Below are 24,215 nucleotides of genomic sequence, written 5' to 3'. Positions count from 1 at the left end.
AAAGCAGCGTAATACTTACATGGTATACGCTGCTTTAGGTGATTGAGTATAGATGTGATTAGCGTTTAACTGTCATTTTTACTTTGGAACCGAACAATTTGGCGATGCCTTGTTGCGTTTCTTTCGATGCGGTAGATACTACTGCATAGAGTTGATTGTTTTCCACATCAGGGAAGGTCGCCAGAATATTGCCGGCTTTTTCGTTTTTGCTGTAGTAGTTGCGAAAGTTCGCATCGATTGCATCGTATTCGGCCTGGCTGTATTGAGACGGTTCCACCACAACGTAGTTGTTTATAGTGGAATCACCACGGGCTGCAAGGTTCGCTTTTACAGTAGGAATGTCGCTGTCCGTTTTTAATGCCACATGTAATTGGTTGTCGCGCCAATACATAACACCATAATCTTGGAAAGCATCATCGGTTTTGTATGTTTTATTCAATTCCGTGAATACTTTGTTCTCCAAAGCGGCTTGTTGCTTCTGATCCAATGCTTTTAATGTGCTGCGACGAACGGGGCGTACGTTGTAAACCGGTTCGGTTTTAGTTTCCTTAACCTCTTTTGCAGCCTTAACGTCCTTCATTTCTTTCTTTGCTTTTTTAGCATCTTCTTTAGCGGCCTTTTCAGATTTTTCTACATCCGATTTCATGTCTTTATGTTTTTTTGATGCATCTACTGTTTTATCGGATTTGGACATGTCTCCCGCTACAGTATCGGCATCCATTCCGGCTGCTTCTGTTGTACCTTGTTTAGCTGTTGCCAGACCGGCGCCGTTAAGTAGACGATGTAAAATCGTTGCCGCCTGTGCACGTGTTACAGGTTGTTTCGGGTTAAAACTTTCTGTCGCACCGGAGGATACGATGCCGCGTTGCGCCATGTATTGTACATCGGCTAAATATTCTTTAGAGATGCTTGCTTCATCTTTGAAAGCCACTTTCTCGGTTTTTACAGCAGGGGAGATGTTGAGTTTTTTCGCTAAGCTGGCAGCAGATGCGACGAATTCTTCTCGATTCATTGCCTTTGTAGGATTGAATGCCGTTTTAGACGTACCTTCCATAACACCTGCGGCACTTACCAATTTGATAGCGGAGTTAGACCAACGGTCAGCGGCTACATCGGAGTACGTAGTCGCTTCTTCCTTTGCTGTAAGAGCGGTCAAATCTTGAGCATTTAAATTGCTCTGTAACACTTTGCCGTAAATTGCGGCCGCTTGTTCACGTGTGATTTGTTGACTCGGTTTAAATGTGTTATCCGAGTAACCCGATAAATATCCGGCCTGTGTCATCGCTTGAATTGCATCACGTGCCCAGCTGTCTTTCGTATCGGAATATACGCCGACCGGTAAATTTTCTTTTACCGCTTTATGTGCCGTTGCGGTTTCCGTCGTTTTTGCACCGGTTACAGGTTTAGCCTCGGCCTTGGTTGCAGCCGCGGTGTGAGTTGCCGCCTTAGTACCTGCCGCTGATTTTGTCGCGGCAGCTGCTTTGGTTTCAGTATCCGCATTTTTTTCAGCGGTCATTTTGTCTGTAGAGGCAGCCTTCTGCGCGGTCGCTTTTGGAGCGGTTTTTGCAGTTGTTGCTTTTACAGGGAGTGGTTTAACCGTTGTGTTTGTCACTGTTGTCGTTTTGTTTTGCGTTGCGGTTGTTTCAGCGTGAGCCATGCCGAATGTGGATCCCAAGGCCAATGTAATTGCCAAGGATAAGGATAATTTATTTAGTTTCATGAAAAGGCTCCTTTCAAACTATACTTATATAAGTAAAATTATAGCACTTTTTAAATTGATGGACTACTATAAGAAAATGTAATATATGAGCATAAAAATTACATGAATTTAAGCATGTCGTCGGAGTTATATAAATATATGATGAAAGTTCGGAAATAATGCAGCATGAACTTTAAATGGAATTATATGACGAACTTTGAAATCTATTAATTAAATGAATTCTATTTAATAAAAATGAATGGTGAATATTAAAACATAAATGTTTAGAACCGGGACTAAATATTTAGATCTATCTGCATCTATCTGCAAATATTAATGTCCGAAAATAAAATGCAAAAAAACAAAAGAATGGATGTTTAAAAGTAAAAGGATGGATGTTAAAAAAGGTGTAGACCGTTGCTGGTATGCCAAATGATAAATATTTGCAAAATACAGGTTTTACAAGGCTTTTACAGAAAAAATTAATGGCATTTACAATATATGTGATAAAATTCAATGTTTCCTATGAGAAAAACGCATAACGATAGTTTAAATAAATGGGTTCATACTAATATAGCAATCCTTTGGACATTTCATGCATTATTAATTTATAATTATAACGATAAAGCTTTCGAATAGATATTTGAAAGCATAAGTAATGTTCAGGGCAGGTTTTTTGTGGGTTGCTTTTACAAGAGATCTTGTCATCATACATACATATCAAAATTTTTTATTAGGTTAAGTACTAGAAAAGACGAGGACGATAATATGAAAATTCATCTTTTCCAACAGTGTTTGATTGACATGTTCTACCCTCATGTGGGGATGGCCGGGGTAGAAGTACTTGAAAGATTGGGCTGCGAACTCGTGGTTCCTAAGAAGCAAGTATGTTGTGGACAAATGTTTACAAATTCCGGTTATAATGATGCGGCTATGGATGCCATCAAGAACACGATCGAATGCTTTGAAAACGCTGAATATGTAGTCAGCATGTCCGGCTCTTGCGCATTTGCAATTCGCGATGAATACCAGCATTTCTTGGAAGGTCAGCCTGAATGGCAAGCGCGAGCTGAAAAATTAAGCTCTAAAATCTATGAATTTACGGAATTCATTACGGATGTACTAGGTGTAGAGGATGTAGGGGCTCGTTTTAACGAAACCGTTACATATCATACATCTTGCCATGTTACCCGTTTGATGGGCGTTAAAGAGCCTCCTTTCAAACTCCTTCGCAATGTAAAAGATATGACATTGATCGAATTACCTCGTGCGGACCGTTGCTGTGGCTTCGGCGGTACTTTCTCGGTTAAAAATCCTGAAATCAGCGAAGTGATGACACGTGAAAAAGCATTGGAAATCGCCGGTACCGGTGCCAACGTTATTTCCGGTTCCGACCAGGCGTGTCTGATGAACATCGCCGGTATGCTTGATCGCCTTCATAAAGAAGGGGAAATCGACCGCCGTATTAAGGTAATGCATATTGCTGAAATCTTGAACTGCCGTTAAGGAGGAGACGACATGGCACTTATATATGACAATCGCCCCTATAAAACACGCATAAAAGAATGTTTGGCTGATGACTTCAAAGTTGCAGCCATCAAAAAAGCACAAGACGTGTTTTATGATAAACGTAATACCGTAGTTGCGGATGTTCCTGAATGGTTGGATTTTCGCGCTGAAGCAGCGCGTATACGCGACCATGTATTGAACAATCTTGACTATTATACAAACCAGTTTGCTGAAAATGCCGAAAAAGCGGGCTCCAAAGTTCACTTTGCTTTTGATGACAAAGAAGCGACTCAAATTGCATTGGATATTCTTCGTCAACGCGAAGCGAAGATGATCGTAAAATCCAAAACAATCCTGACGGAAGAAATTGGTTTGAACGAAGTGTTGGAAGAAGCTGGTATCGAAGTTAACGAAACTGACTTGGCTGAATTTATCTTGCAAACTGCTGTAAGTCCTCCATCTCATATCGTTGTTCCCGGCCTTCACTTTGAACGTAATAAAATTCGTGAAATTTTCGCTGAAAAATTAGGCTATACAGGCACGGAAAATCCTACAGAAATGACGCATTTCGTACGTGGTTATGTGCGTGAACGCTTCCTCAAAGCCGATGTAGGGGTTAACGGCTGTAACTTTGCCGTTGCTTCCTCCGGTACATGTACTATCGTTTCCAACGAAGGTAACGGTCGTATGGCCAGTTCCATTCCTAAGACTCAATTGATTTTCTTGGGGACTGAACGTATCGTTCCTGATTTCAAAGCACTTGACATTATGATGGAAATGTTGAACCGCTCCGCAGTAGGTTCCAAGATTTCCAACTACTTCTCCATGATGACCGGTCCTGCTCGTGAAGGTGAAGCGGATGGTCCTGAAGAAACACATATCATCATCATTGATAACGGTCGTTCCGGCATCTTGGGCGGTACATTCCAGGATATGCTTCGTTGTATCCGCTGCGGTGCATGTATGAACATCTGTCCTGTATATCGCCATGTGTCCGGTCACGGTTACGGTTCCGTATATCCGGGTCCGATGGGTGCCGTATTGACTCCATTGTTTAAAGGATATGATGTAGCGGGCGATCTTCCATATGCATCCACATTGTGCGGCGCATGTACGGAAAACTGTCCGGTAGCGATTCCGTTGCATGAATTATTGATGGAACATCGTCATATTATGGCTGATATTGAAAAGACTCGTCCGAAAGCGGAAGAAGCTATCTTTACTGCTGCCGCGAAAATGTTCGGTAATGCTACATTATTCGACCTCGGTACAAAAGCAGGCGCTATCGGTATGAACTTAATCAGCAACAGCGAAGGTAACATGCCTAAATGGACACAAGCTGTGCCTGTAATGAACGGCTGGACCAAGTCTAAAGAATTGGGCTCCTTGAAGTTCAAGAAATTCCGTGATTTATATGCTGAACATGAAAAGAATAAAAAGAAGGAGAATAAATAATGGATGAAGCTAAACGTAAACAATTTATTGCACGTTTATCTCGTGCATTAGGCCGTGATCAGGAAATGTGCCCAGCTTTTGTGGAAGATTTTGATTACAGCCATGGTCCTCAAGAAACTATGTTCAAGGATTTATCTCGTGAACAAGTTATCACTATGTTCAAGGAACAATGTGACCGTGTAGGTACAAAATACGTAAATACTACGCCTGATAAATTGGGCGAAACTATATTGGCGGCTATTGAGGATTGGGGTAACGGTAAGGTTGTATTCCCAAGCTCTCCTGAGGTTGAACAATATAAACTAAAAGAATTGTTTGAACAGGATGAGGCTTCTAACGGCGGTAAACGTACGTATTTCCAATGGGATGCATCTAAAGGCCGTGAAGAAAATATTTCTAATACCGCTAATGCTGATATCGGTATTACATTCCCGTATTGCGGTATCGCTGAAACCGCTACTGTAGTACAGGCTTCCGGCGTTGAATCCGGACGTGCCATCAGCTTGTTGCCGACAACGCATATTGCCGTTTTATACACTAACAGTATCAACCCTCGTATGACGCAGACTATGGAACATTTGACGGAACGTTATAACAATGATCCTGCTAATTTCCCTACAAATATCTGCTTGATCTCCGGCCCGTCCCGTACAGCTGACATTGAGCTGGTTACTGTAGATGGTGCGCATGGTCCTATTCAAGTAACATATATCTTAGTGGATTAATTTCCTATAAAACCTATTTGAACTGGTCTGTTCGGATAGTAAATCCTCCTGTGAAAGAATTTCTTCTCAGGAGGATTTTTTTGTTGCAATTTTTTCGATATATGCTATACTTTTCTTATAACCTATTATTAAGATATGAATTAAAGGAGAGCGATTATGAATATTCCATTTTTTCAAGATTACCTGATGCTCAGTAATCCGTTGAGTCTGGGAATCATTGCCGTATTTATATTGGTATTATTCGGCATATACAGATTGCAGCGCAAGGGCACGTCTTTTGGTAATCTAGTTATTATCGGTACTATCGCCGGTGCTATTATCGGTGTGGCCATTCAAATTATTGCGGGATTCCCGGATGATCCTTCACAGGTCGTATATATTAAAGAAAGTACAAAATGGTTCTCTCTTGTGGGGGGCGGATTTATTGATTTGATCCGTATGCTTGTTATTCCTATCGTATTTATCTCTATTGTTCATGTAATTCTGCACATGGAGGCCGGTGCTAATCTTAAAAAACTGGTAGTGGCTATGGTGAGTACAAATCTCGGCATGGTGGCGGTGGCTGCTATAGTAGGTCTCGTCCTCGGCAATGCGTTCGGATTGGGTCAAGGTTTTGATATCGTGGAACAAGGTAAAAAGATTCGTGATATCAAACCGATGGTGGATACATTCCGCGCCTTGATCCCAAGCAATCCGATTCAGGCGGCGGCAGAGACGAATGTCATCGGCATCGTTGTGTTTGCCATCATCCTCGGCAGCGTTGCCCGTCTTTTGAAGCAGACGGGTACAAATTCCATGGAAATATTCACGAAATTGTTTGATGAATTACATCAATTGATTTCGTGGGTAGCTGATTTTATCATCGGCTTGATGCCGTACGGTGTGGTGGCGCTCTTGGCATCCACATTGGCTACGCGCGGTTTACAGGCGATTCTGGACATGGGACTTTTTGTAGTTCTTCTCTATGCAGGTCTTTTGATCATGTTCGTTATCCAGGCCATTTTGATTACAAGCTTCGGGTATAATCCGATTACATATTTCAAGAAGGCTAAAGCACCGTTATTGTTGGCGTTTACATCCCGTTCTTCCATGGGCGTATTGCCGCTTACGGTGGAAACCTTGACGAAACGTCTCGGCGTTAATCCTACGACGGCGAATACAGTGGCATCTTTCGGTACAACGGCGGGCATGCAGGGTTGTGCGGGCGTATTCCCTGCATTAGTGGTTGTATATATCTCCAACGTGGCAAATATTCCTTTTGATTTGACTATGTACATCATGAGTGTTATCGTTATCGCTATCGGTTCCGTCGGCATCGCCGGCGTACCGGGAACGGCAACGATGGCGGCCTCTGTATCTCTTAGCGGTACAGGACTTGGTGCATACTTCACATCCATCAGTCCGATTCTCGCTATCGATCCGTTGATCGATATGGGGCGTACATGCCTTAATGTATCCGGCTCTTTGACGAATGCATTGGTAGTGGATAAAATCATGGGCACCATCGATAAGGAGGCGTATAATAATCTAAATCAAGAAAATGTATAAAGGGAAAGAACAGCTTTCGGGCTGTTCTTTTTTCTTTCACAAAAATAAGTAATAATTATTACAAATTGTAAATCGATATATTTCTAATCGATATGAGAAAAGTGTCATCGATAATACTATAATAGGTATGAGTATATGATATAAAAATCGATACAAAGTTGTTTATTATGCTTAATAGATATAAGCCAAGAGGATAAGTATTATGATTACACAAGAAGTGAAAGAGCGCTTGATTGCGGATTATCCTAAGTTTGAGGATATGACGCGCAAGTTTTATAAAAAGGAAATGTCCATTGTTGATTATAAAGGACAGTCCGGTGCATTCGGCAGTTATGCGGAGCGCGGTGCCGAGACGGGTATGAGTCGCTGGCGGTTTAACGGAGGCCGTATAACTCGTGACCAGATGCAGTTTCTGGCGGGTGCCATTCGTAAATATAATTTAAAACATGTGCATTTTACGACGGGCCAGTGTCTGCAAATGCATGGCCTTGACGGGGAGACGATTCTCAGCCTTTTTAAAGAATGTTATGAACACGGTATTTACAATCGCGGTGCAGGCGGAGATAATCCGTCTAATTTGGTGGCCAGTATTTTGCGGGGCATTGATCCTCGCGAAACATTTGATATTACGCCGTATGCAACGGCTATCGGGGAATATATTTTGGAGCAGATGTTCTTCATCAAGATTCCCCGTAAATTCAAGATGGGCATCGATAACGGTTTTGACAGCACGCCTCATGCGACATTTAAGGATCTGGGTTTCAATTTAAATAAACACAATACCTTTGATGTATATGCCTGCGGAGGCATCGGGCCCAATCCTCGCATCGGTATTCCTGTGGCTCGCGATGTGGCGCCTGAGGATGTTTTGTATCATGTGAAAGCTATGCTCATGGTCTTTGCAAATCACGGGAACTTCAAGAATCGCGGCAAGGCTCGTACGCGATATATGCCGGCTGACATGGGCGGTGCGGAGCCTTTCATCAAGGTCTATGAAGAAACATTGAACATGGTGAAAGAGGTAGAAAATCTGACCGTTGATCCGGCTCGATATGCTTATGAAATCACGAAGTCCGGCAAGCGTGACGATTCTGTTCTGAATCATCGTATTCATCGACAAAAACAAGAAGGGCTGTATTATGTGGAATATCATCCGGTCGGTGGCGATGCCGATGTAGAACATCTGCTGGCGGCATTGGATTATGCGGTTACCTTGGATCAGGTAGAGGCTCGCATTGCACCGGATGAAGCGATATTTTTCATCAATCTTACCGCGGACGAAGCTCGAAAAATTGCTTCTCTCACGGATGATAGTGCGGTGAATGATTTCCGCAGATCCGTGTCCTGCGTAGGGGCGACGGTGTGTCAAATCGGTATGCAGGATTCCAACGGCCTTTTGAAAGCTATCTTTACCCATTTAGATGAAAAGGGTATCGATACGAAAAAGTTGCCGCGTCTGCACATCTCAGGATGTCCTCACTCCTGCGGAACACATCAGATCGGAGAAATAGGCTTTCACGGGTCCGTAAAACTGGTGGACAAGAAACCGCAACCGGCGTTTATCCTTGTGGACGGGGGATCGGAACATATGGGCTCTGAAAACTTCGGCAAGATGGCCGGTAATATCGTATCTACGAAAATTCCTGAATTTATGGAAGCGTTGGCAAATATTCTGAATGAAGCGCCGGAACCTGATTTCGGTTCCTGGCGATTGACGCATAAATCGGAGTATATGAATCTTATTAAATCATTTGAATAGAATTTTATAGATTATTATATGACCGAAATGTACGACTATATATCTGGAATATACGACAAAAAATACGGATAAAAATATATAAGCTATATAAATAAAATATACCCTCATACTCGTACCTGAATTTAATGAATCATGGCGCAGGCGAGTATAAGGGGTATTTTTATTTGTGATACAGTTAGCTGATGGCGTTAAATAGAGATAACGCTGGTTGTATGGTTGTTATATGGCTATGGAAAAGTCAAAATCTAGAGATAACGTCTGTACGGATGCTGTATTGATATGGGGAAATTTAAGTCCAGATATAACGCCGGTTATATGGCCGCTATATAGCTATGGAAAAATCAAAATCTAGATATAATTTGATTGTATGTGATATAATAGGCGGTATAGTATGTGTTTGGAGGATTAATCAGATGTTATTTACAGTAAATACAGAAGTCTGTACTCGATGTGGCCTCTGCGTAGCTGACTGTCCTACAGGACTGCTAGTGATGACCGAGGATGGGCCGGTAACGGGTAAGGGTGGCTGTATTTCTTGCGGTCATTGTGTTTCCGTATGTCCTACACTTGCTTTAGACAGTGATATGACACCGAGAAATGAACAAGTTGACATTACAAAAGAGCAAAAGCTGACGCCACAACAGGCGGAGCTGTTTTTGCGCAGTCGTCGATCTATCCGAAATTATCAGAATAAACCGGTGCCTGTGGAGCTGATTCGTCAGGTTTTAAACGTGGCGCGTATGGCACCAACGGCAACAAATACACAGGGCATTTCATATATTGTAATCCGCGACAAACAGACGTTGCATCGTATTTCGGACCTTGTTCTTGAGTGGATGCATTTTGCGGCAAAAACAGTGCCTATTATGCGTCTGTACGCTCGAGCGGCCCAAGCCGAAGTGGATAAGGGTAAGGATTATATCCTGCGAGATGCTCCGGCATTGGTGGTGGCTATAGGCTCGAAAAAAGATGTACACCGAACTCATGATAGCGGGCATTCTTGTTTATCTTATGCGGAATTATATGCGCCGACTGTCGGGCTCGGAACGTGCTGGGCGGGGTTCTTTGAACACGCCGGTGAAGCGGAATACGAGCCGTTGCTAGAATTGATAGGTGTACCGGATGATAAGGTCATTGCCGGCGCCGTTTTGATGGGATATCCTAAAGTGCGATATCGCAATATTGTTGAACGACAACCTTTAGAAGTCACATTCGATACAGAAGAATAAAGATTATAGATAATAGATGTTTAGTGCTGATTTTGTCTATAATCCGGAATGAATCCGGAATTTATAATAAAGAGGGCTGCACGCTCGATATGATGAAAACATATTGAACGTACAGCCCTCTTCGTATATAGTATTAGTGTTTTGGAGTATGCTTAGTTGGCGGATGTAATGGATCCTTTGAATGTATCTTTGATGAACTGTTTAATTGCATCGGACTTATAGATATCCGCAATTTTCTTGTAAGTTTCATTATCCTTGTCCTGTTCGCGAACGGCGAGAACTATAATTGTTAACAGCTCGTCCTTCCCTTCCCAGAAGAAGCCCTGTTTATCTACATTGAGACCTGCGCTTTGAACGTAGTTCATCGGAATAGCGGCGATTGTGACGTCATCGAGACTGCGTGGCAATTGGGCTGCTTCAAGTTCCTGGATTTGAAGTTTCTTAGGATTTGAGGTGATGTCCGCTACGGTCGCTTTAAAGCCGACGCCGTCTTTCAATGTAATGAGCCCCGCTTTAGCGAGTAATGCAAGACCGCGGCCGCTGTTGGTCGGATCATTTGGAATCGCTACGATGGCACCTTCCGGTACATCCGCTACGCCGTGTACGGAATTACTGTATAGACCCATTGGCAGTGACACCGTTTTGCCGATAGGAACCAGGTTGGTATTGTTTTGCTTATTGAAGTTTTCCAGATACGGTTGATGCTGGTATGCATTGAGTTGAATATCTCCGTCCGCAAGTGCCTTATCCGGTGTTACGTAATCGGAGAATTCGACTACCTTGAGATCAATACCCTGTTTCTTTGCTTCCTTTGCTACCGCCTCAGCTACCTGCGCATGCGGACCGGCTGTAGCTCCGATCTTGATCTCTTTAGGAGTATTTGATTGTTCGTTGCTGCCGCATCCCGCAATGGCGAATGCTAAAATGCCGATGAGGACAGGAGCGAGTAATTTTTTGATTTTCATATACACATATCCCTTTCTGTAATAGATTATTTTTTTATATCCTATCATTGAAATGGGTTCTTGTACATAGACTAAAATATACCGGTTTGCTATAGATTTTAGTTATGACATGATGCATAGTAGTCTTATTGGACTATGATATACTGAAAGTTATAGAGCATTATATACTATATAATATAATGCGTATTAAATATTTTTATTGGCTTGGAGCAATAATATTTAATCTTACTTATGTAACGATTTTTATACGATGTTTAGGAGGGCCTATGTTTAATTTTGATTTCTACAATCCTACACATATTGTTTTTGGTAAAGATAGATTGGATGAATTGGATATATTAGTGCCGAAGGATGCCAAGGTTCTAATTACTTACGGCGGCGGTTCTGCAGTGCGCAGCGGTCTTATCGATCGAATCACAAAGGCACTTGGTAATCGCAAGGTGGAACAGTTCGGCGGTATTGAGCCGAATCCGTCGCTTGAGACGTGTGAACGGGCGGTTGCTTTCATCAAAGAAAACAACATCGATTTTGTTCTTGCCGTAGGGGGCGGATCCGTTGTGGATGCGACGAAGCTCATCGTGTTGGGCGCCAAGTATGACGGACCTGTTCTGGATGTATTGAAAGCAGGGGTTCCTGCAGTACCGACGTCTATGGTGCCTGAAGCGGTTCCGTTCGGAACGGTTATGACACTGCCTGCAACGGGGTCTGAAATGAATAATGGTGCTGTTATCACTCATGGGGACGGTAAGTTCCCGGTATTCAGTGATTTGGTGTTTCCGAAATTCTCCATGCTTGATCCGACACTTACTTTCACATTGCCGGAGAAACAGGTGAAAAACGGTGTTATTGATACGTTTGTACATACGACGGAACAATATTTGACATATCCCGTGGACGGGCGCATTCAGGACCGATTTGCGGAAGGTATTTTGCAAACCATGATTGAAATCGGACGTCAAACCGTCGAAGAGCCGGAAAATTACGATGTTCGAGCGAATCATGTGTGGGCGTCGACCTTGGCGCTGAACAGCCTCATCGGTGCCGGTGTGCCGCAAGATTGGGCGACACATCTCATCGGACATGAATTGACCGCCGCATATCATTTGGACCACGGTATAACACTGGCAATCGTGTTGCCTGCACTGTTAACGGTGAAAAAGGCGGACAAGCTCGATAAATTGGTTCAATATGCGGAGCGTGTATGGCATATCGACGAGGGGTCGAAGGATGAAAAGGCTGATGCGGCTATTGCGAAGACCCGCGAGTTCTTTGAATTGCTCGGTGTGTCTACACATTTGAAAGATTACGATTTGGACGAAACGTCCATTGAACGCATCGTTAAGCAACTGGAAGAGCATGGAATGGTAGCCCTTGGCGAACATGGTGACATTACGTCGGATGTAACGCGGGAAATTTTGAAACGTGCTTTGTAATAATATTTTATGTTAAAAAATGGAGTCGAGACGATGAATATATCTCAGCCCGATGAACATCATGAGGCGACTGTGAAAAAACGCAGTTCCTTTTCCTTTGCACTGCCCATTATGATTCCCATGGGTATCAGCTTTTTCTTTATCGGGCTCGGCTTCGGTCTGTATGCGACGAGTCAAGGTTTTCCGTGGTGGGTTCCACCCGTTATGGCGGCAACTATTTTTGCAGGATCGATGGAATTTGTTACCATCGGAATGCTCATGGCCGGCTTTGATCCGTTTAATGCATTTCTGTTGACCATGTTTGTGAATGGTCGTCACTTTTTCTACGGCCTGTCGATGTTACAGCGCTATACCGATATGGGGTGGAAATGGTTTCCTACGGTGGCCTGGATGTGTGATGAAAGCTTCGCTATCAATGCGACCACAACATTACCTGATGATGTGGATAAAAAGTGGTTTTACTTTCACGTGTCCTGGTTGAATTATGTGTTTTGGGTGTTCAGCACCTTTGTCGGTGGACTTTTTGGGAACTTATTGTCCACCGTTGACTTGCGCGGTATCGACTTCGTGCTGCCCGGACTGTTTATCGTGGTCTTTTTAGAAATGCTGTTAAACGCTAAAAACAGGACCATTAAAATCTTTGGATTGTGTGGTGCCGTGGTAGCTACCGTAATGCTGATCCTCTTTGGCAAATCGGCATTTATGCTGTTATCGATGACCGCGATGCTCATCGCCTGCTATGTGGCGTATAAGTGGGGAGGTGTACGCCTTGACTGATATGGAAATGGTTATGACCGTCGCCATCGTCGTGGCGGGTACCTTATTGACCCGCTTCGGCGCTTTTCTCATATTTCCGTCCGGCAAGACGGCGCCACCGTTTGTTCTGTTTTTGGGACGGGCATTGCCGTCTGCCGTAATGGGTATGCTTGTGGTTTATACCGTGAAAGAAACCAAAGTACTTTCCTATCCATACGGCATACCGGAACTTATCACTGTTATGATTACGGTGGGGCTGCACCTGTGGAAACGTAATATGTTCCTCTCCATCGCGGCGGGTACCATTGTTTATATGGTGCTCGTGCAACTCGTATTTAATGTGCCGAAATAAAGTAAAAAGAACCGATTGATTTTCAAAGTTATGTGCTTCTCGGAGTCGAAGTATTTTGAATATCAGTCGGTTCTTTTTTCTATTAATAGGATTAGCGGATATTTTTAGATAATGATGTATGAAAGCATATTGGACACCGAGCGGACTTTAAGGCATATAGTTTGAACAATAATGATGACCTGCTTTCATGTGGGAAAAGTATTTTATAAAAATGAAATCCCCCTTTTCGTCAAACGACTTGGCGCGGCTTCGCAACGCGAAGCCGGTGGCCTTGGAGGCTTGACGGAGGGGGGAGTTTATTAGTTTTGTAATAGTGTTCGGATAGGAAAGCAGGTCATCATAAGTAACAATCTATTTAAGCTTCAAAATGCGCTCAAGCCCTTCTGCGGTATGATGATTTTCTAAAAATGACCGCTGATCCAACAGCTCCATTACATCCATGTCGATATTTGTGAGCTTGAAATCGAACACGTCGAAGTTTGATTCCATATGACTTAACGTGCTTGCCTTAGGTAATGGAATGATGCCGCGCTGGATATGCCAGCGGAGGATGACCTGGTGTTTTGTGACATTATATTTTTCAGCGAGGCTTTTGATAATCGGATGGTCAAAAATCGGTTGCCTGTCTCTTGTGAACGGAGACCATGCCATACCGACAACTTGATGTTTTCTCATGACCTGTAAGAGGGATTGGCGTTGATTAAACGGATGACATTCAATCTGATTTACAACCGGCTTTATATTGCAGTGATAGAGTAGATCGATGAGGCGGTCTTCGTAGAAATTGGAAAGACCGAGTCCGCGCAATACGTTTTGATCGTATAATTCCTCCATGGCGCGCCATGATCCGTAGTAATCGCCGATCGGTTGATGGATGAGCATGATGTCGATATAGTTGGTGTCCAGTTTCTTCAGAGAGCTTTCAACGGCACGCATCGTATTGTCATAGCCCGCATCGGAGTGCCATATCTTGGTCGTGATGATAATATCGGTGCGCTTAATATCGGATGCTTTGATGGCTTTGCCGACGGCTTCTTCGTTGTCGTAGTAGGCCGCCGTATCGAGCAGGCGATATCCTGCGGAGAGTGCATTCGTCACGGCCTGTTCCGTTTCATCGACAGTTCCCGTCCTGTACGTGCCGAAGCCGATAGACGGGATGAAGCTGCCGTTATTTAAAATTCTGAAATCCATGCGTTCTTCCATGGGAGCCTCCTCTATATTGAGTATATGAATGGTATAGTCTTTGATATTGATATTTTAGATTCTATTACTATTATAACAAATTAATTCCAGATGATGCTGTGAAGGGAAAGTGACCGGACCTTCATATAATTCTAATCGAATTTGTGATATACTAAGATATTGATAAAAATCAATATTAGACAGGATGTGACAGAATGAAACGAAATCGTATATATTCTGTACTGGCTATTTTATGTGTTGTATGTATGGCTCTTGCCATTGCCGGTTGCGGTGCAAAAAATGTATCCGTTGCGGATGTGACATATAAGGATATGCCTTTACAGATCCATAATGACGCGAATGTAACGGCCCTGAACAAGGCGACGGTAACGCCGACTTTAACGGGGCAGGTCGTATATGCCGTGAAAGTAGGCGACCACGTCGAGCAGGGGCAGACCTTGGCGACCGTGGATACATCGTCACTGCAGCAATCGTTAGCGGCCCTTCAGGAACAACTGGTACAAGCTCAGTCATATGCGCCGGCTGTAACGACAACGACGACGGCTCCATCCGTTGGGAGTGAACAATTGGCGCAGGCACAGCGCATGCGTGAAGCGGGCGTGATTACACAGAAGGAATATGACCGTATTGTAGAGCGGTCTCAACCACAGACGACTGTTACTTCGTCCGGCGGTGGCGGAGGTGCCAATACGGCCGCTATAGAGGCGCAGATCGCACAGGTATCCGCTCAAATCGGGGCTTCTACAATTGTGGCACCGATGGAGGGAACCGTAACGGCTATTTATAATGAAGATCGTCAGATGGCAATCGCGGACCGTCCGTTTATGATGATTCAGCAAACGACTCCGATGGTGGCGTCCCTCAGCATTCCGCGCGACGCGGCGATGAAATTGTCCGGTGCGGACGCGAAAAACGGTATGAAGGTATTCTTAAAGGTGAGCGACCAGGAAATACCCGGCGAGCTCACGTATATAGATACGAATCAGCCGGAATCGGTACCGAGTGTGCTGGTAAAAGCTACTTTCAACAATGATAAGGGTCTCATTAAAGCCGGTGAATTCTATACATTGGTGATAGAATCCGATGTGAAAGCGAAAATGCTCACAGTGCCGGCTGCGGCGATTCGAGAGAATCAGGACGGCAAATATGTCTATGTGGTGACGGAAAACAACACCGTTGACGTTCGTGTCGTTGAGGTCGGTATCACTGAAGATGATACAGTCGCTATCGTTTCGGGGCTCAATGAGGGGGATCGGGTTATTACAACCGGCGGAACCTTTGAATTGGGCGAATCTGTAAAAATATAACATGAAGTCTGTGGTCATTATGTAATTGAATTATTACATAAGCCGCGGGCGCTATTTGACGGGAGGGATTATTATTTTAGAATTTAAACGTTTTGAATTGAGTGATAAGCCGCTGATTGACTCATACTTTGAGCAACATCATTATGAAGCGTCGGATAATTGTTTTACCACATTATATATGTGGCAGGATCCGTACGGGATTCGTTGGGCTGAAGAAAAAGGTGTGTTGTATATTCAGGGCGGCGGGAAGCGCGAACCGTTTCTGTTGCCTCCGTTCGCCGGCAAGGACGCTAAATTTTTAGACGGATTATTGCGTGCTAAAGAGTGGTTTGTAGAAAACAATTTGCCGTTCCGTTTTAAGGGTATCAGCAAGATTATGAAAGAACGGATGGAGGAACTCTGTCCGGGGCGATATGAATTTACACCGGACCGCGATAATTACGAATATATTTATAAAACGGAAGACCTCATCAATTTATCGGGTAAGAAATTCCGACAGAAGAAAAATCATTTGAATCAGTTCCGCATGCAATATTCTAATTATGAGTATGTGCCGATTACGGAAGATATCATTCCATTATGCCGTGAAACGGCGGAATCCTGGGTAGAAACTCATCATGAAGAAGGTATCGAAGACGAATTGGCAGCGATCAATCTGCTTTTCGACAATTGGGATGTATTAGGCCTAAAAGGCGGTGCCATCAAATTATTCGGACGTGTTGAAGCTTTCAGCATCGGCGAATTATTGAATGAAAAAATCGCGCTTATTCATATTGAAAAGGCAAATCCGGATATTCGAGGTCTATATCAGGCGATTAATAACGAGTTCATTCGTCATGAATTCAGCGATACCGAATTTATTAATCGTGAAGAGGATATGGGCTTGCCGGGTTTACGTCAGGCCAAAGAGTCTTATAATCCGGATCACTTTGCGGAAAAGTATGATGCGGTATATGCGAATGAAGCGGACAATGCGACAGGCGGTAAATAATTATGGAGTTTAGAATTGCTACGGTTCAGGATACGTCCCATGTAGAGAATTTGTGGGCGTACTGCTTTGAACCGAAGGAAGATCCTTTTTTTCAATATTATTTTTCTAATTGCTATGAACCGGAGAATACGGTTATCGGTGTTGAGCAGGGGCAACTGCTCAGCACGGTTCACTTGCGACAATACAATCTCAATGTTCGCGGCGCCGTATTGCCGACGAGTTATATGGTGGGGGTGGCGACACATCCCGCTGCTCGCAGGGGCGGTGTAGGCGGTGCTTTGTTGACCGCAGCCCTTGAAGAGTTGCGCAAACGCGGTCAGGCGATGACCATTCTGATGCCGTCGAAAGCGTCCTTCTATCAACAGTACGGCTGGGAATTGTACGCTCATCAGTGGGTACAGACCATGCCGCTTGAAGAGTTGCGTCCTTTGACGGACAAATCATTGCAATTCGGATTGCTCAACAGTGTTGATCAATGGACTTTGCTCGACCCCGTATACAAAGCGTATACTAAGGGGCTTTGCGGCTATGCGGAGCGCGGTGAAAAGGAATGGACGCGTCTGTTGGGCAGTTTCTTTGCGGAAGGTGTCAATGTGGCCGTCGTTCATAATGATGAAGGTGTCGTTGAAGGGTATGCGGTGTATCGTTTGGGCCAGCCTGAGATTCCCGTAACGGAATTTGTATACACTACGCGTCGTGCTCAACGGGCATTGCTGAATTATTTTTATAACCATCGCTCTCAGGGGACGACGATTCGCTGGAATGAAGGCCTGCATGATACGTATTACCGGTTCTATCCGGATGGTAAAACGGGTCATACGACGATGCCGTACATGATGAGCCGTATCGTCGATGTGAAAACGGCGCTTGAGGCGATCCCTGTCAACCTTGATGCGGTGATGATGCCTATTTCTCTCACCTTTGCCGTGAAAGATTCCCTCTGTCCTTGGAACAAAGGGCTGTATGAGGTTCAGTTCGGGGCGTCGTTGACTCCGTCTGTGAAAAAACTTAGCAAAGTAGTCGATGAAAAAGGTGATATCACCATAGAGGTCGGCGCTTTGAGTCAATTACTTATGGGCACATTGAGCGCCCGCGATCTCGCCTTTGAAGGCAAACTGGAAGGCGGAGCGGAATGGCTCGATTATTTCGATATTCTCTATCCGATACAAAAAACATATATCAACGAATGGTGGTAATATGCAGTAATGCACATAATATATCTGATATATTATGTGCATTATTCTCTGTACGGTGTAAATTAATTGCTATATGGAGTCTATATGAGTTGGAAAACCTATACGGTAAAAGAACCGACGGAACTGACCGTATCTAAATATGTGAAAGAGCGCTTTTCTCTGTCGTCCCGTGATATTCAGATGCTGTTTCGCAAGAAACGGGTGAAAGTTAACAGTCGTGTGGCTCATTCGCAGCGTTTGTTGAAAAAGGGCGATGTCCTTACGCTTGAACTGCCGCAGGACAGGGATTACGGTGTAGAGGCTGAAAACGGTCCTCTCACTGTACTCTTTGAGGATGAGCATACTCTTGTAGTCGATAAGCCTCCATTCATGCTTGTTCACCCGACGAGACAGACAAAGTCCTCCACATTGAGCAATTATGTGGCGGGATATTATGCTAAAAAAGGTGTGGTTCATAAGGTGCGGCCCGTCCATCGCCTCGATCGTGATACATCGGGATGTATTCTGTTCGGCAAGACGAAGACAGCTCAGCAATATTATGCTGATGAACTGAAAGCGGGACGTATTGACCGTATATATACGGGTCTTGTGGAGAGGCAAATTGATACATCCGGTACTGTGGATGCGCCCATAGGTGTAGACCCTGTATTTGATAATCGCCGTATTATCGATGAATTCGGGCAGCCTGCTCAAACGGAATATACCGTATTGGGTTATGAAGAGAATCATACCTTGTTGCGATTTAAATTGTTCACCGGTCGAACCCATCAGATTCGCGTTCATATGGCTTATATGGGTCATCCCATCGTGGGGGATGCTATGTATGGCACCCGTACTAAACCTTATACGAGACAATGTTTACATGCATCGGAATTAACGTTTGTGCCGTATGGCAGGAATGAGGCGGTAACGATTTTCAGTGATGTGCCTGAGAACTTCGGACGTGAGTAAGCTTTTACACAGTTAATGCTGTTTAAGACGCTGTTATTAACTCGCTATTATTTTGAAGGTACATATTATATTGAAATAGCGGCATTATTTTGAATGAAGTGCCTTTGTATACAAAAAACAACCTTGATAAAAAGTCATGGTCTATGCGTTCAATGCATAGACCATGTTTTTTTTATATTATCATTTCCCAATGGACAGTGGTATACTGTGCATAGACAAAAAATTCTATAGAATTTTAATTTACAGAATGGTTTGTAGTTTTACTTTCACCAAGACCGAACGGAACGATGCCGCAGTGCTTGGGATCAATCAAGTGATATACGAAGGGGTGCACGTTATGGATATGAAACAGAGCACAATTGAACAGCAGCGATTAGAGCAGGCGAACATGGAAGCCAACGGCATGTACAGCAGCCGATTTGAAAAGGATGCATGCGGCATGGGTTTCGTCGTTAATATAAAGGGTAAGAAATCCCATGATATTATCGATGACGGACTGCGGATTTTGGAGAGACTCGAACATCGCGGCGGCGCCGGTGCGGACAAAGATACCGGCGACGGTGCCGGTATTCTGCTGCAGATCCCTCATGAATTCTTCAAACGCGAATGTGAAGTGCTGGGGATTAATCTGCCGCCGGCCGGTTCCTATGGCGTAGGGATGGTTTTTGCCCATAAATATGAAAGTCTTCGTAACGAGCAAAAGCGTATTTTTGAAGAGGTTGTACGAGAAGAGGGTCAAATCGTTCTCGGCTGGCGTGAAGTTCCTGTAGATTCCTCCGCAGTCGGTCAGGAGGCGGCACTCATCCGTCCGTGGATGATTCAAATCCTCATCGGCAAAGGCCCGGATGTAATGAATGATAAAGAGTTTGAACGCAAACTGTACGTTATCCGTAAGGTGGCCGAAAAGCGTATCATTCCGTTGAGTAAGGAGTTATCCAGCGACTTCTATATTGCGTCCCTGTCGTCCAAGACAATCGTATATAAAGGGATGTTGACGCCGGGACAGTTACGGGATTTCTACCTTGATTTGAGCGACCTCGATTTCACATCGGCGTTGGCGATGGTTCACTCCCGTTTCAGTACGAATACATTTCCAAGCTGGGCCCGGGCGCATCCTAACCGGTTCCTCGTGCATAATGGCGAAATTAATACGATTCGCGGTAATGTAAACTGGATCAACGCCCGCGAAGGCAAGGCGGAATCTCCGTTGTTCCCGGATATTAAAAAGGTGTTTCCTGTTGTAGATGACAGCGGTTCCGATTCGGCCATGTTCGATAATACATTGGAGTTCCTTCATATGACGGGGCGCTCCTTGCCTCATGCGATTATGATGATGATCCCTGAACCTTGGGAACGCAATAATCTCATGAGCCAGGAAAAACACGATTTCTACGAGTTCAACAGCTTTATGATGGAGCCGTGGGACGGCCCTGCGGCGATAGGCTTTACGGACGGCACCGTTATCGGCGGTGTCCTTGACCGTAACGGCTTGCGTCCTGCTCGATACTATGTGACCACCGATGACCGTGTAATCATGGCATCCGAGGTCGGTGTCGTAAACGAAAATGCTGGAAATATCCGTGCAAAAGGGCGTTTGGAACCGGGGAAAATGCTCCTTATCGATACGGAGGAACAACGCATTATTTCCGATGAAGAAATTAAACAGCGTGTTGCCACTGAACTTCCATATCATGAATTGGTAAAGGAACATGTTATTCATCTGTCTGAAATTACTCAGGCCGATGAAAGCGCTATTCCTACCGTACATGACTTGTTTAAGGAACAACAGGCTTTCGGTTATACACAGGAAGACCTTGTACGCATGATCGCACCTATGGCGAAGGACGGCAAGGATCCTGTAGGCGCTATGGGTGCCGATGCGCCGCTTGCGATTCTGTCCGATAAACCGCAATTGTTGTATAGCTACTTCAAGCAGATGTTCGCGCAAGTAACGAACCCTCCGATTGACTCCATCCGGGAGGAAATGGTTACGTCTACGCGCGTGATGCTCGGTAATTCGGGGAACTTAACGGATCCTAATAAGACGGGCACCTATGCGTTATCGATGCGCACGCCGATTCTTACGAATCAGGAACTGGCATCGATTAAGGCCCTTGATTGCCGTCGTATGAAATCCGTGACCTTGTCGATTCTATTCGACCCGTCCAAGGGCGCGGAAGGCCTCCGCGATGCATTGCTGGAATTATGCGAAAAGGCGGAAGAGGCGGCGCGTACGGATCAGAATGTATTGATTTTGTCCGACCGCGGCGTTGATGAAAATCATGCTCCGATTCCCGCTTTGCTGGCGGTAGCGGCCGTTCACAATCACTTGATCCGCAAGGTGTTGCGCACGGAGATGGGGCTTATCCTCGAATCCGGTGAACCTCGTGAAGTACATCATTTCTGTACATTGATCGGTTACGGCGTAACGGCTGTCAATCCGTATTTGGCGCTTGAAACGGTTCGTGATTTACAGGCCCGTAAACGCCTCGGCAATATTACGGCTGAAGAGGCTGAAAAGAACTATATCAAAGCGGCCGTGGGCGGTATCATGAAGGTTATGTCCAAAATGGGGATTTCCACGGTCCGTTCCTATCACGGGGCGCAAATCTTTGAAGCCCTCGGCTTGAATTCGGACTTTATCAACAGATTCTTCGTGAATACGCCGACCCGCATCGGCGGTATCGGTCTCGGCGGGGTGGCGCACGAAGCCTTGGAGCGCTTTAACCGTGCTTTCAAATCGGAAGAAAAAGTGCTCGAACCGGGCGGCTGGTATGGTCCTGTGAAAGACGGGGAAGAGCATTTGTTCAATCCTAAGACTATCGATTTGTTGCAGGAATCCCTTATCAACAACGATTATGCGAAATATAAGGAATATTCCAATGCGATTCGGAACGATTACCACGTTACATTGCGGTCCCTGATGGAATTGAATTATCCTGTAGGCGGCGGTATTCCTCTTGAAGAGGTTGAGTCCGAAGAATCCATCGTTAAGCGCTTTAAAGCGGGGGCGATGAGTTACGGTGCCATCAGTAAGGAAGCGCATGAAACGATTGCGATCGCCATGAATCGTCTAGGTTCCACCTCGAACTCCGGTGAAGGCGGCGAAGATGTGGCGCGATTTAAACCGTTGCCGAACGGCGACAGCATGAACTCCGAAGTAAAACAGATCGCATCGGGACGTTTCGGGGTAACGGCGAATTATTTAATCCATGCAAAAGAATTGCAAATCAAATGCGCCCAGGGGGCGAAACCGGGCGAGGGCGGTCAGTTGCCGGGCAAGAAGGTATATCCTGAAATTGCGAAGGCTCGTCACTCCACACCGGGCGTTGAACTCGTATCTCCGCCTCCGCATCACGATATTTACTCTATCGAAGATCTGGCTGAACTGATTTATGACTTGAAATGCATCAATAAAGATGCCCGTATCTCCGTTAAATTGACATCCGAAGCCGGTGTCGGCACTATTGCCGCCGGTGTGGCGAAGGCAAAAGCGGATAACATCCTGATCTCCGGTTATGACGGCGGTACCGGTGCGGCAGGTCGTACGTCCGTGAAGCATGCCGGCGTGCCTTGGGAGTTGGGCCTTTCAGAAACCCATCAGACACTGATGCTCAACCGTTTGCGCGACCGTGTTCAATTGGAGGTTGACTCTAAATTGATGACCGGCTTCGATGTGGCCGTAGCGGCTATGCTCGGGGCGGAGCTCTTCGGATTCGGTACGTTGCCGCTCGTAGCCGTGGGATGTAAAATGGCTCGTGTATGTAATCTCAATACGTGCCCTTACGGCGTAGCGACACAGGATGAAAAATTGCGTGCCCGCTTTACGGGTAAACCTGAGTATGTCGAGAATCTGATGCTTTTCATCGCGCGCGAACTGCGTGAAATCATGGCACGCTTGGGTATTCGCTCTGTACGCGAACTCGTCGGTCGTATCGACCTCGTACGCCAGAAATCGCAAGGCGATAATTTTAAATTGTCCCGCGTTGATTTAAAGCGCATCCTGTTCCGTCCGTACATTGATGCATCGGTAGGACATATGCATATGATCGACCAGGATCATGAATTGAAACGCACCTTGGATATGTCCAAGCTCTTGCGTATGTGTCGTCCTGCCATTGAGGAACAGAAACCGATTCGCGCAAAATTGGCCATCACCAATATCAATCGCGTCGTAGGCACGTTGGTGGGGTCCGAGGTGACTCGTAAATATGGTGAAAGCGGACTTCCGGACAACACTATCAAATTGAATTTCGAAGGCTCTGCGGGGCAGTCGTTCGGTGCTTTCATTCCGAAAGGCATGACCCTTGAACTTGAAGGGGATGCGAATGATTATCTCGGCAAGGGCTTGTCCGGCGGTACGATTACGGTTTATCCGCCTAAAAATTCAATCTTTGAAGCGGATGAAAATATCCTTATCGGCAATGTCTCCTTTTATGGCGCTACGTCGGGTACCGCATATATCAACGGTGTGGCCGGTGAACGCTTTGCCGTTCGTAACAGCGGTATTACCGCCGTTGTAGAAGGTCTTGGTGACCACGGTTGTGAATACATGACCGGCGGTGAAGTCCTCGTGCTCGGTAACATCGGCCGTAACTTCGGTGCCGGCATGTCCGGCGGCTATGCGTATATCCTCGATTGCGATGAACGCTATGTCAATACCGGCCTTGTAGAATTACGTTCTGCCAATAATGATGATCTAAAACGCATCAAGGAACTGGTGGAACAACATGTGTTGCATACGGGCTCCACAAAAGGCCGTCATATTCTGGAAAACTGGAATACCTATACCGGTCGCTTTACGAAGGTCGTACCTGTAGCATATGAAGAAATGCATGCGGCGATTGAACGCTTCTTGAGCCAAGGATTGTCCCTTGAAGAAGCACAATTACAGGCATTTAAAGAGAAATATGCGAAGTAGTTAAAAATGGGTGATTTGATATTACTTATTTAACTATTGTAATTTTGCGATTATATTGAGTATGTGTTACTATATAAATATAAAGAGAGCCATTAACGTGTGGTGGCGTTAGGCTCATCTGAATTCAGAAAACATGATTTCGCCTAACGTGTAAGCACTGCGAATGCTTTTACGTTAGGCGTTTTCATTACTCTATTTAGAAAGAGTAATGATGGA

General features: G+C 45.0%; 17 protein-coding genes. 14 read left to right on the top strand and 3 right to left on the bottom strand.

Going from position 1 to position 24,215, the window contains the following annotated elements:
- Positions 1-58: 58 nt before the first annotated feature.
- Positions 59-1,720, bottom strand: coding sequence for an S-layer homology domain-containing protein (locus tag VEHSUH05_RS03930; protein ID WP_105090788.1), 1,662 nt, complete (start codon positions 1,718-1,720; stop codon positions 59-61).
- A gap of 747 nt (positions 1,721-2,467) precedes the next feature.
- Between VEHSUH05_RS03930 and VEHSUH05_RS03925 the strand changes: the two genes are divergently transcribed.
- The 6 genes from VEHSUH05_RS03925 to VEHSUH05_RS03900 all read left to right on the top strand — a co-directional run bounded on the left by VEHSUH05_RS03925 (position 2,468) and on the right by VEHSUH05_RS03900 (position 9,924).
- A complete protein-coding gene (locus tag VEHSUH05_RS03925) occupies positions 2,468-3,205 on the top strand; it encodes a (Fe-S)-binding protein (RefSeq protein WP_038117313.1) in 738 nt (245 codons plus the stop codon).
- A 12-nt stretch (positions 3,206-3,217) separates the two neighbouring features.
- Positions 3,218-4,663 carry a LutB/LldF family L-lactate oxidation iron-sulfur protein gene (locus VEHSUH05_RS03920; protein WP_095066538.1) on the top strand — a complete coding sequence of 482 codons (1,446 nt, stop codon included), beginning with the start codon at positions 3,218-3,220 and terminating at the stop codon, positions 4,661-4,663.
- Positions 4,663-5,388 carry a LutC/YkgG family protein gene (locus tag VEHSUH05_RS03915; RefSeq protein ID WP_038117310.1) on the top strand — a complete coding sequence of 242 codons (726 nt, stop codon included), beginning with the start codon at positions 4,663-4,665 and terminating at the stop codon, positions 5,386-5,388. Before VEHSUH05_RS03920 ends, VEHSUH05_RS03915 begins: the two co-directional genes overlap by 1 nt.
- A 156-nt stretch (positions 5,389-5,544) precedes the next feature.
- A complete protein-coding gene (locus tag VEHSUH05_RS03910) occupies positions 5,545-6,936 on the top strand; it encodes a cation:dicarboxylate symporter family transporter (RefSeq protein ID WP_105090787.1) in 1,392 nt (463 codons plus the stop codon).
- Between the two features lie 202 nt (positions 6,937-7,138).
- The gene (locus tag VEHSUH05_RS03905; protein WP_105090786.1) at positions 7,139-8,695 is read left to right on the top strand and encodes a nitrite/sulfite reductase; all 1,557 of its coding nucleotides are present in this window, start codon (positions 7,139-7,141) and stop codon (positions 8,693-8,695) included.
- A 413-nt stretch (positions 8,696-9,108) separates the two neighbouring features.
- On the top strand, positions 9,109-9,924 hold the full coding sequence (locus VEHSUH05_RS03900) for a nitroreductase family protein (protein WP_105090785.1): 816 nt from the start codon (positions 9,109-9,111) through the stop codon (positions 9,922-9,924).
- A gap of 152 nt (positions 9,925-10,076) precedes the next feature.
- Here VEHSUH05_RS03900 and VEHSUH05_RS03895 read toward each other — a convergent pair whose 3' ends face one another.
- Complete coding sequence (locus VEHSUH05_RS03895) at positions 10,077-10,889, bottom strand: MetQ/NlpA family ABC transporter substrate-binding protein (RefSeq protein ID WP_105090784.1); 813 nt, start codon at positions 10,887-10,889, stop codon at positions 10,077-10,079.
- 266 nt (positions 10,890-11,155) lie between these two features.
- Between VEHSUH05_RS03895 and VEHSUH05_RS03890 the strand changes: the two genes are divergently transcribed.
- From VEHSUH05_RS03890 to VEHSUH05_RS03880, 3 genes are all read left to right on the top strand, one after another.
- Positions 11,156-12,322: an iron-containing alcohol dehydrogenase gene (locus tag VEHSUH05_RS03890; RefSeq protein ID WP_105090783.1), complete on the top strand. Its 1,167-nt coding sequence runs from the start codon at positions 11,156-11,158 to the stop codon at positions 12,320-12,322.
- Positions 12,323-12,433: 111 nt separating this feature from the next.
- Positions 12,434-13,099, top strand: a complete 666-nt coding sequence (locus VEHSUH05_RS03885; protein ID WP_095066728.1) for an AzlC family ABC transporter permease — start codon at positions 12,434-12,436, stop codon at positions 13,097-13,099.
- Positions 13,092-13,430, top strand: a complete 339-nt coding sequence (locus tag VEHSUH05_RS03880) for a branched-chain amino acid transporter permease (RefSeq protein WP_105090782.1) — start codon at positions 13,092-13,094, stop codon at positions 13,428-13,430. Before VEHSUH05_RS03885 ends, VEHSUH05_RS03880 begins: the two co-directional genes overlap by 8 nt.
- 351 nt (positions 13,431-13,781) lie before the next feature.
- On the opposite strand, the gene VEHSUH05_RS03875 is transcribed toward VEHSUH05_RS03880, so the two are convergent.
- Positions 13,782-14,633 (bottom strand): aldo/keto reductase, encoded by an 852-nt coding sequence (locus VEHSUH05_RS03875; protein ID WP_105090781.1) that lies wholly within the window; start codon positions 14,631-14,633, stop codon positions 13,782-13,784.
- Between the two features lie 194 nt (positions 14,634-14,827).
- Between VEHSUH05_RS03875 and VEHSUH05_RS03870 the strand changes: the two genes are divergently transcribed.
- The 5 genes from VEHSUH05_RS03870 to gltB all read left to right on the top strand — a co-directional run bounded on the left by VEHSUH05_RS03870 (position 14,828) and on the right by gltB (position 23,999).
- On the top strand, positions 14,828-15,940 hold the full coding sequence (locus VEHSUH05_RS03870) for an efflux RND transporter periplasmic adaptor subunit (protein WP_105090780.1): 1,113 nt from the start codon (positions 14,828-14,830) through the stop codon (positions 15,938-15,940).
- A gap of 55 nt (positions 15,941-15,995) precedes the next feature.
- Positions 15,996-16,931, top strand: coding sequence for a DUF2156 domain-containing protein (locus VEHSUH05_RS03865; RefSeq protein WP_342748927.1), 936 nt, complete (start codon positions 15,996-15,998; stop codon positions 16,929-16,931).
- A 2-nt stretch (positions 16,932-16,933) separates the two neighbouring features.
- Positions 16,934-18,127, top strand: a complete 1,194-nt coding sequence (locus VEHSUH05_RS03860) for a GNAT family N-acetyltransferase (protein WP_105090779.1) — start codon at positions 16,934-16,936, stop codon at positions 18,125-18,127.
- Between the two features lie 84 nt (positions 18,128-18,211).
- Positions 18,212-19,078, top strand: coding sequence for an RluA family pseudouridine synthase (locus VEHSUH05_RS03855; protein ID WP_105090778.1), 867 nt, complete (start codon positions 18,212-18,214; stop codon positions 19,076-19,078).
- Between the two features lie 337 nt (positions 19,079-19,415).
- A complete protein-coding gene (gene gltB / locus VEHSUH05_RS03850) occupies positions 19,416-23,999 on the top strand; it encodes a glutamate synthase large subunit (RefSeq protein WP_105090777.1) in 4,584 nt (1,527 codons plus the stop codon).
- Positions 24,000-24,215 lie beyond the last annotated feature (216 nt).

Source organism: Veillonella denticariosi JCM 15641 (assembly GCF_002959855.1).
GTDB lineage: Bacteria > Bacillota > Negativicutes > Veillonellales > Veillonellaceae > Veillonella > Veillonella denticariosi.
Note: the sequence above shows the minus strand (reverse complement) of the source record. Positions and strands in the feature narration are given on the sequence as shown.

Bases quoted from the DNA above. Each gene is read 5' to 3' on its own strand.
- VEHSUH05_RS03855 (WP_105090778.1), top strand. From the start codon at position 18,212: ATGAGTTGGAAAACCTATACGGTAAAAGAACCGACGGAACTGACCGTA.
- VEHSUH05_RS03905 (WP_105090786.1), top strand. From the start codon at position 7,139: ATGATTACACAAGAAGTGAAAGAGCGCTTGATTGCGGATTATCCTAAG.
- VEHSUH05_RS03920 (WP_095066538.1), top strand. From the start codon at position 3,218: ATGGCACTTATATATGACAATCGCCCCTATAAAACACGCATAAAAGAA.
- VEHSUH05_RS03870 (WP_105090780.1), top strand. From the start codon at position 14,828: ATGAAACGAAATCGTATATATTCTGTACTGGCTATTTTATGTGTTGTA.
- VEHSUH05_RS03895 (WP_105090784.1), bottom strand. From the start codon at position 10,889: ATGAAAATCAAAAAATTACTCGCTCCTGTCCTCATCGGCATTTTAGCA.
- gltB (WP_105090777.1), top strand. From the start codon at position 19,416: ATGGATATGAAACAGAGCACAATTGAACAGCAGCGATTAGAGCAGGCG.
- VEHSUH05_RS03875 (WP_105090781.1), bottom strand. From the start codon at position 14,633: ATGGAAGAACGCATGGATTTCAGAATTTTAAATAACGGCAGCTTCATC.
- VEHSUH05_RS03910 (WP_105090787.1), top strand. From the start codon at position 5,545: ATGAATATTCCATTTTTTCAAGATTACCTGATGCTCAGTAATCCGTTG.
- VEHSUH05_RS03885 (WP_095066728.1), top strand. From the start codon at position 12,434: ATGATTCCCATGGGTATCAGCTTTTTCTTTATCGGGCTCGGCTTCGGT.
- VEHSUH05_RS03925 (WP_038117313.1), top strand. From the start codon at position 2,468: ATGAAAATTCATCTTTTCCAACAGTGTTTGATTGACATGTTCTACCCT.
- VEHSUH05_RS03860 (WP_105090779.1), top strand. From the start codon at position 16,934: ATGGAGTTTAGAATTGCTACGGTTCAGGATACGTCCCATGTAGAGAAT.
- VEHSUH05_RS03890 (WP_105090783.1), top strand. From the start codon at position 11,156: ATGTTTAATTTTGATTTCTACAATCCTACACATATTGTTTTTGGTAAA.
- VEHSUH05_RS03930 (WP_105090788.1), bottom strand. From the start codon at position 1,720: ATGAAACTAAATAAATTATCCTTATCCTTGGCAATTACATTGGCCTTG.
- VEHSUH05_RS03900 (WP_105090785.1), top strand. From the start codon at position 9,109: ATGTTATTTACAGTAAATACAGAAGTCTGTACTCGATGTGGCCTCTGC.
- VEHSUH05_RS03915 (WP_038117310.1), top strand. From the start codon at position 4,663: ATGGATGAAGCTAAACGTAAACAATTTATTGCACGTTTATCTCGTGCA.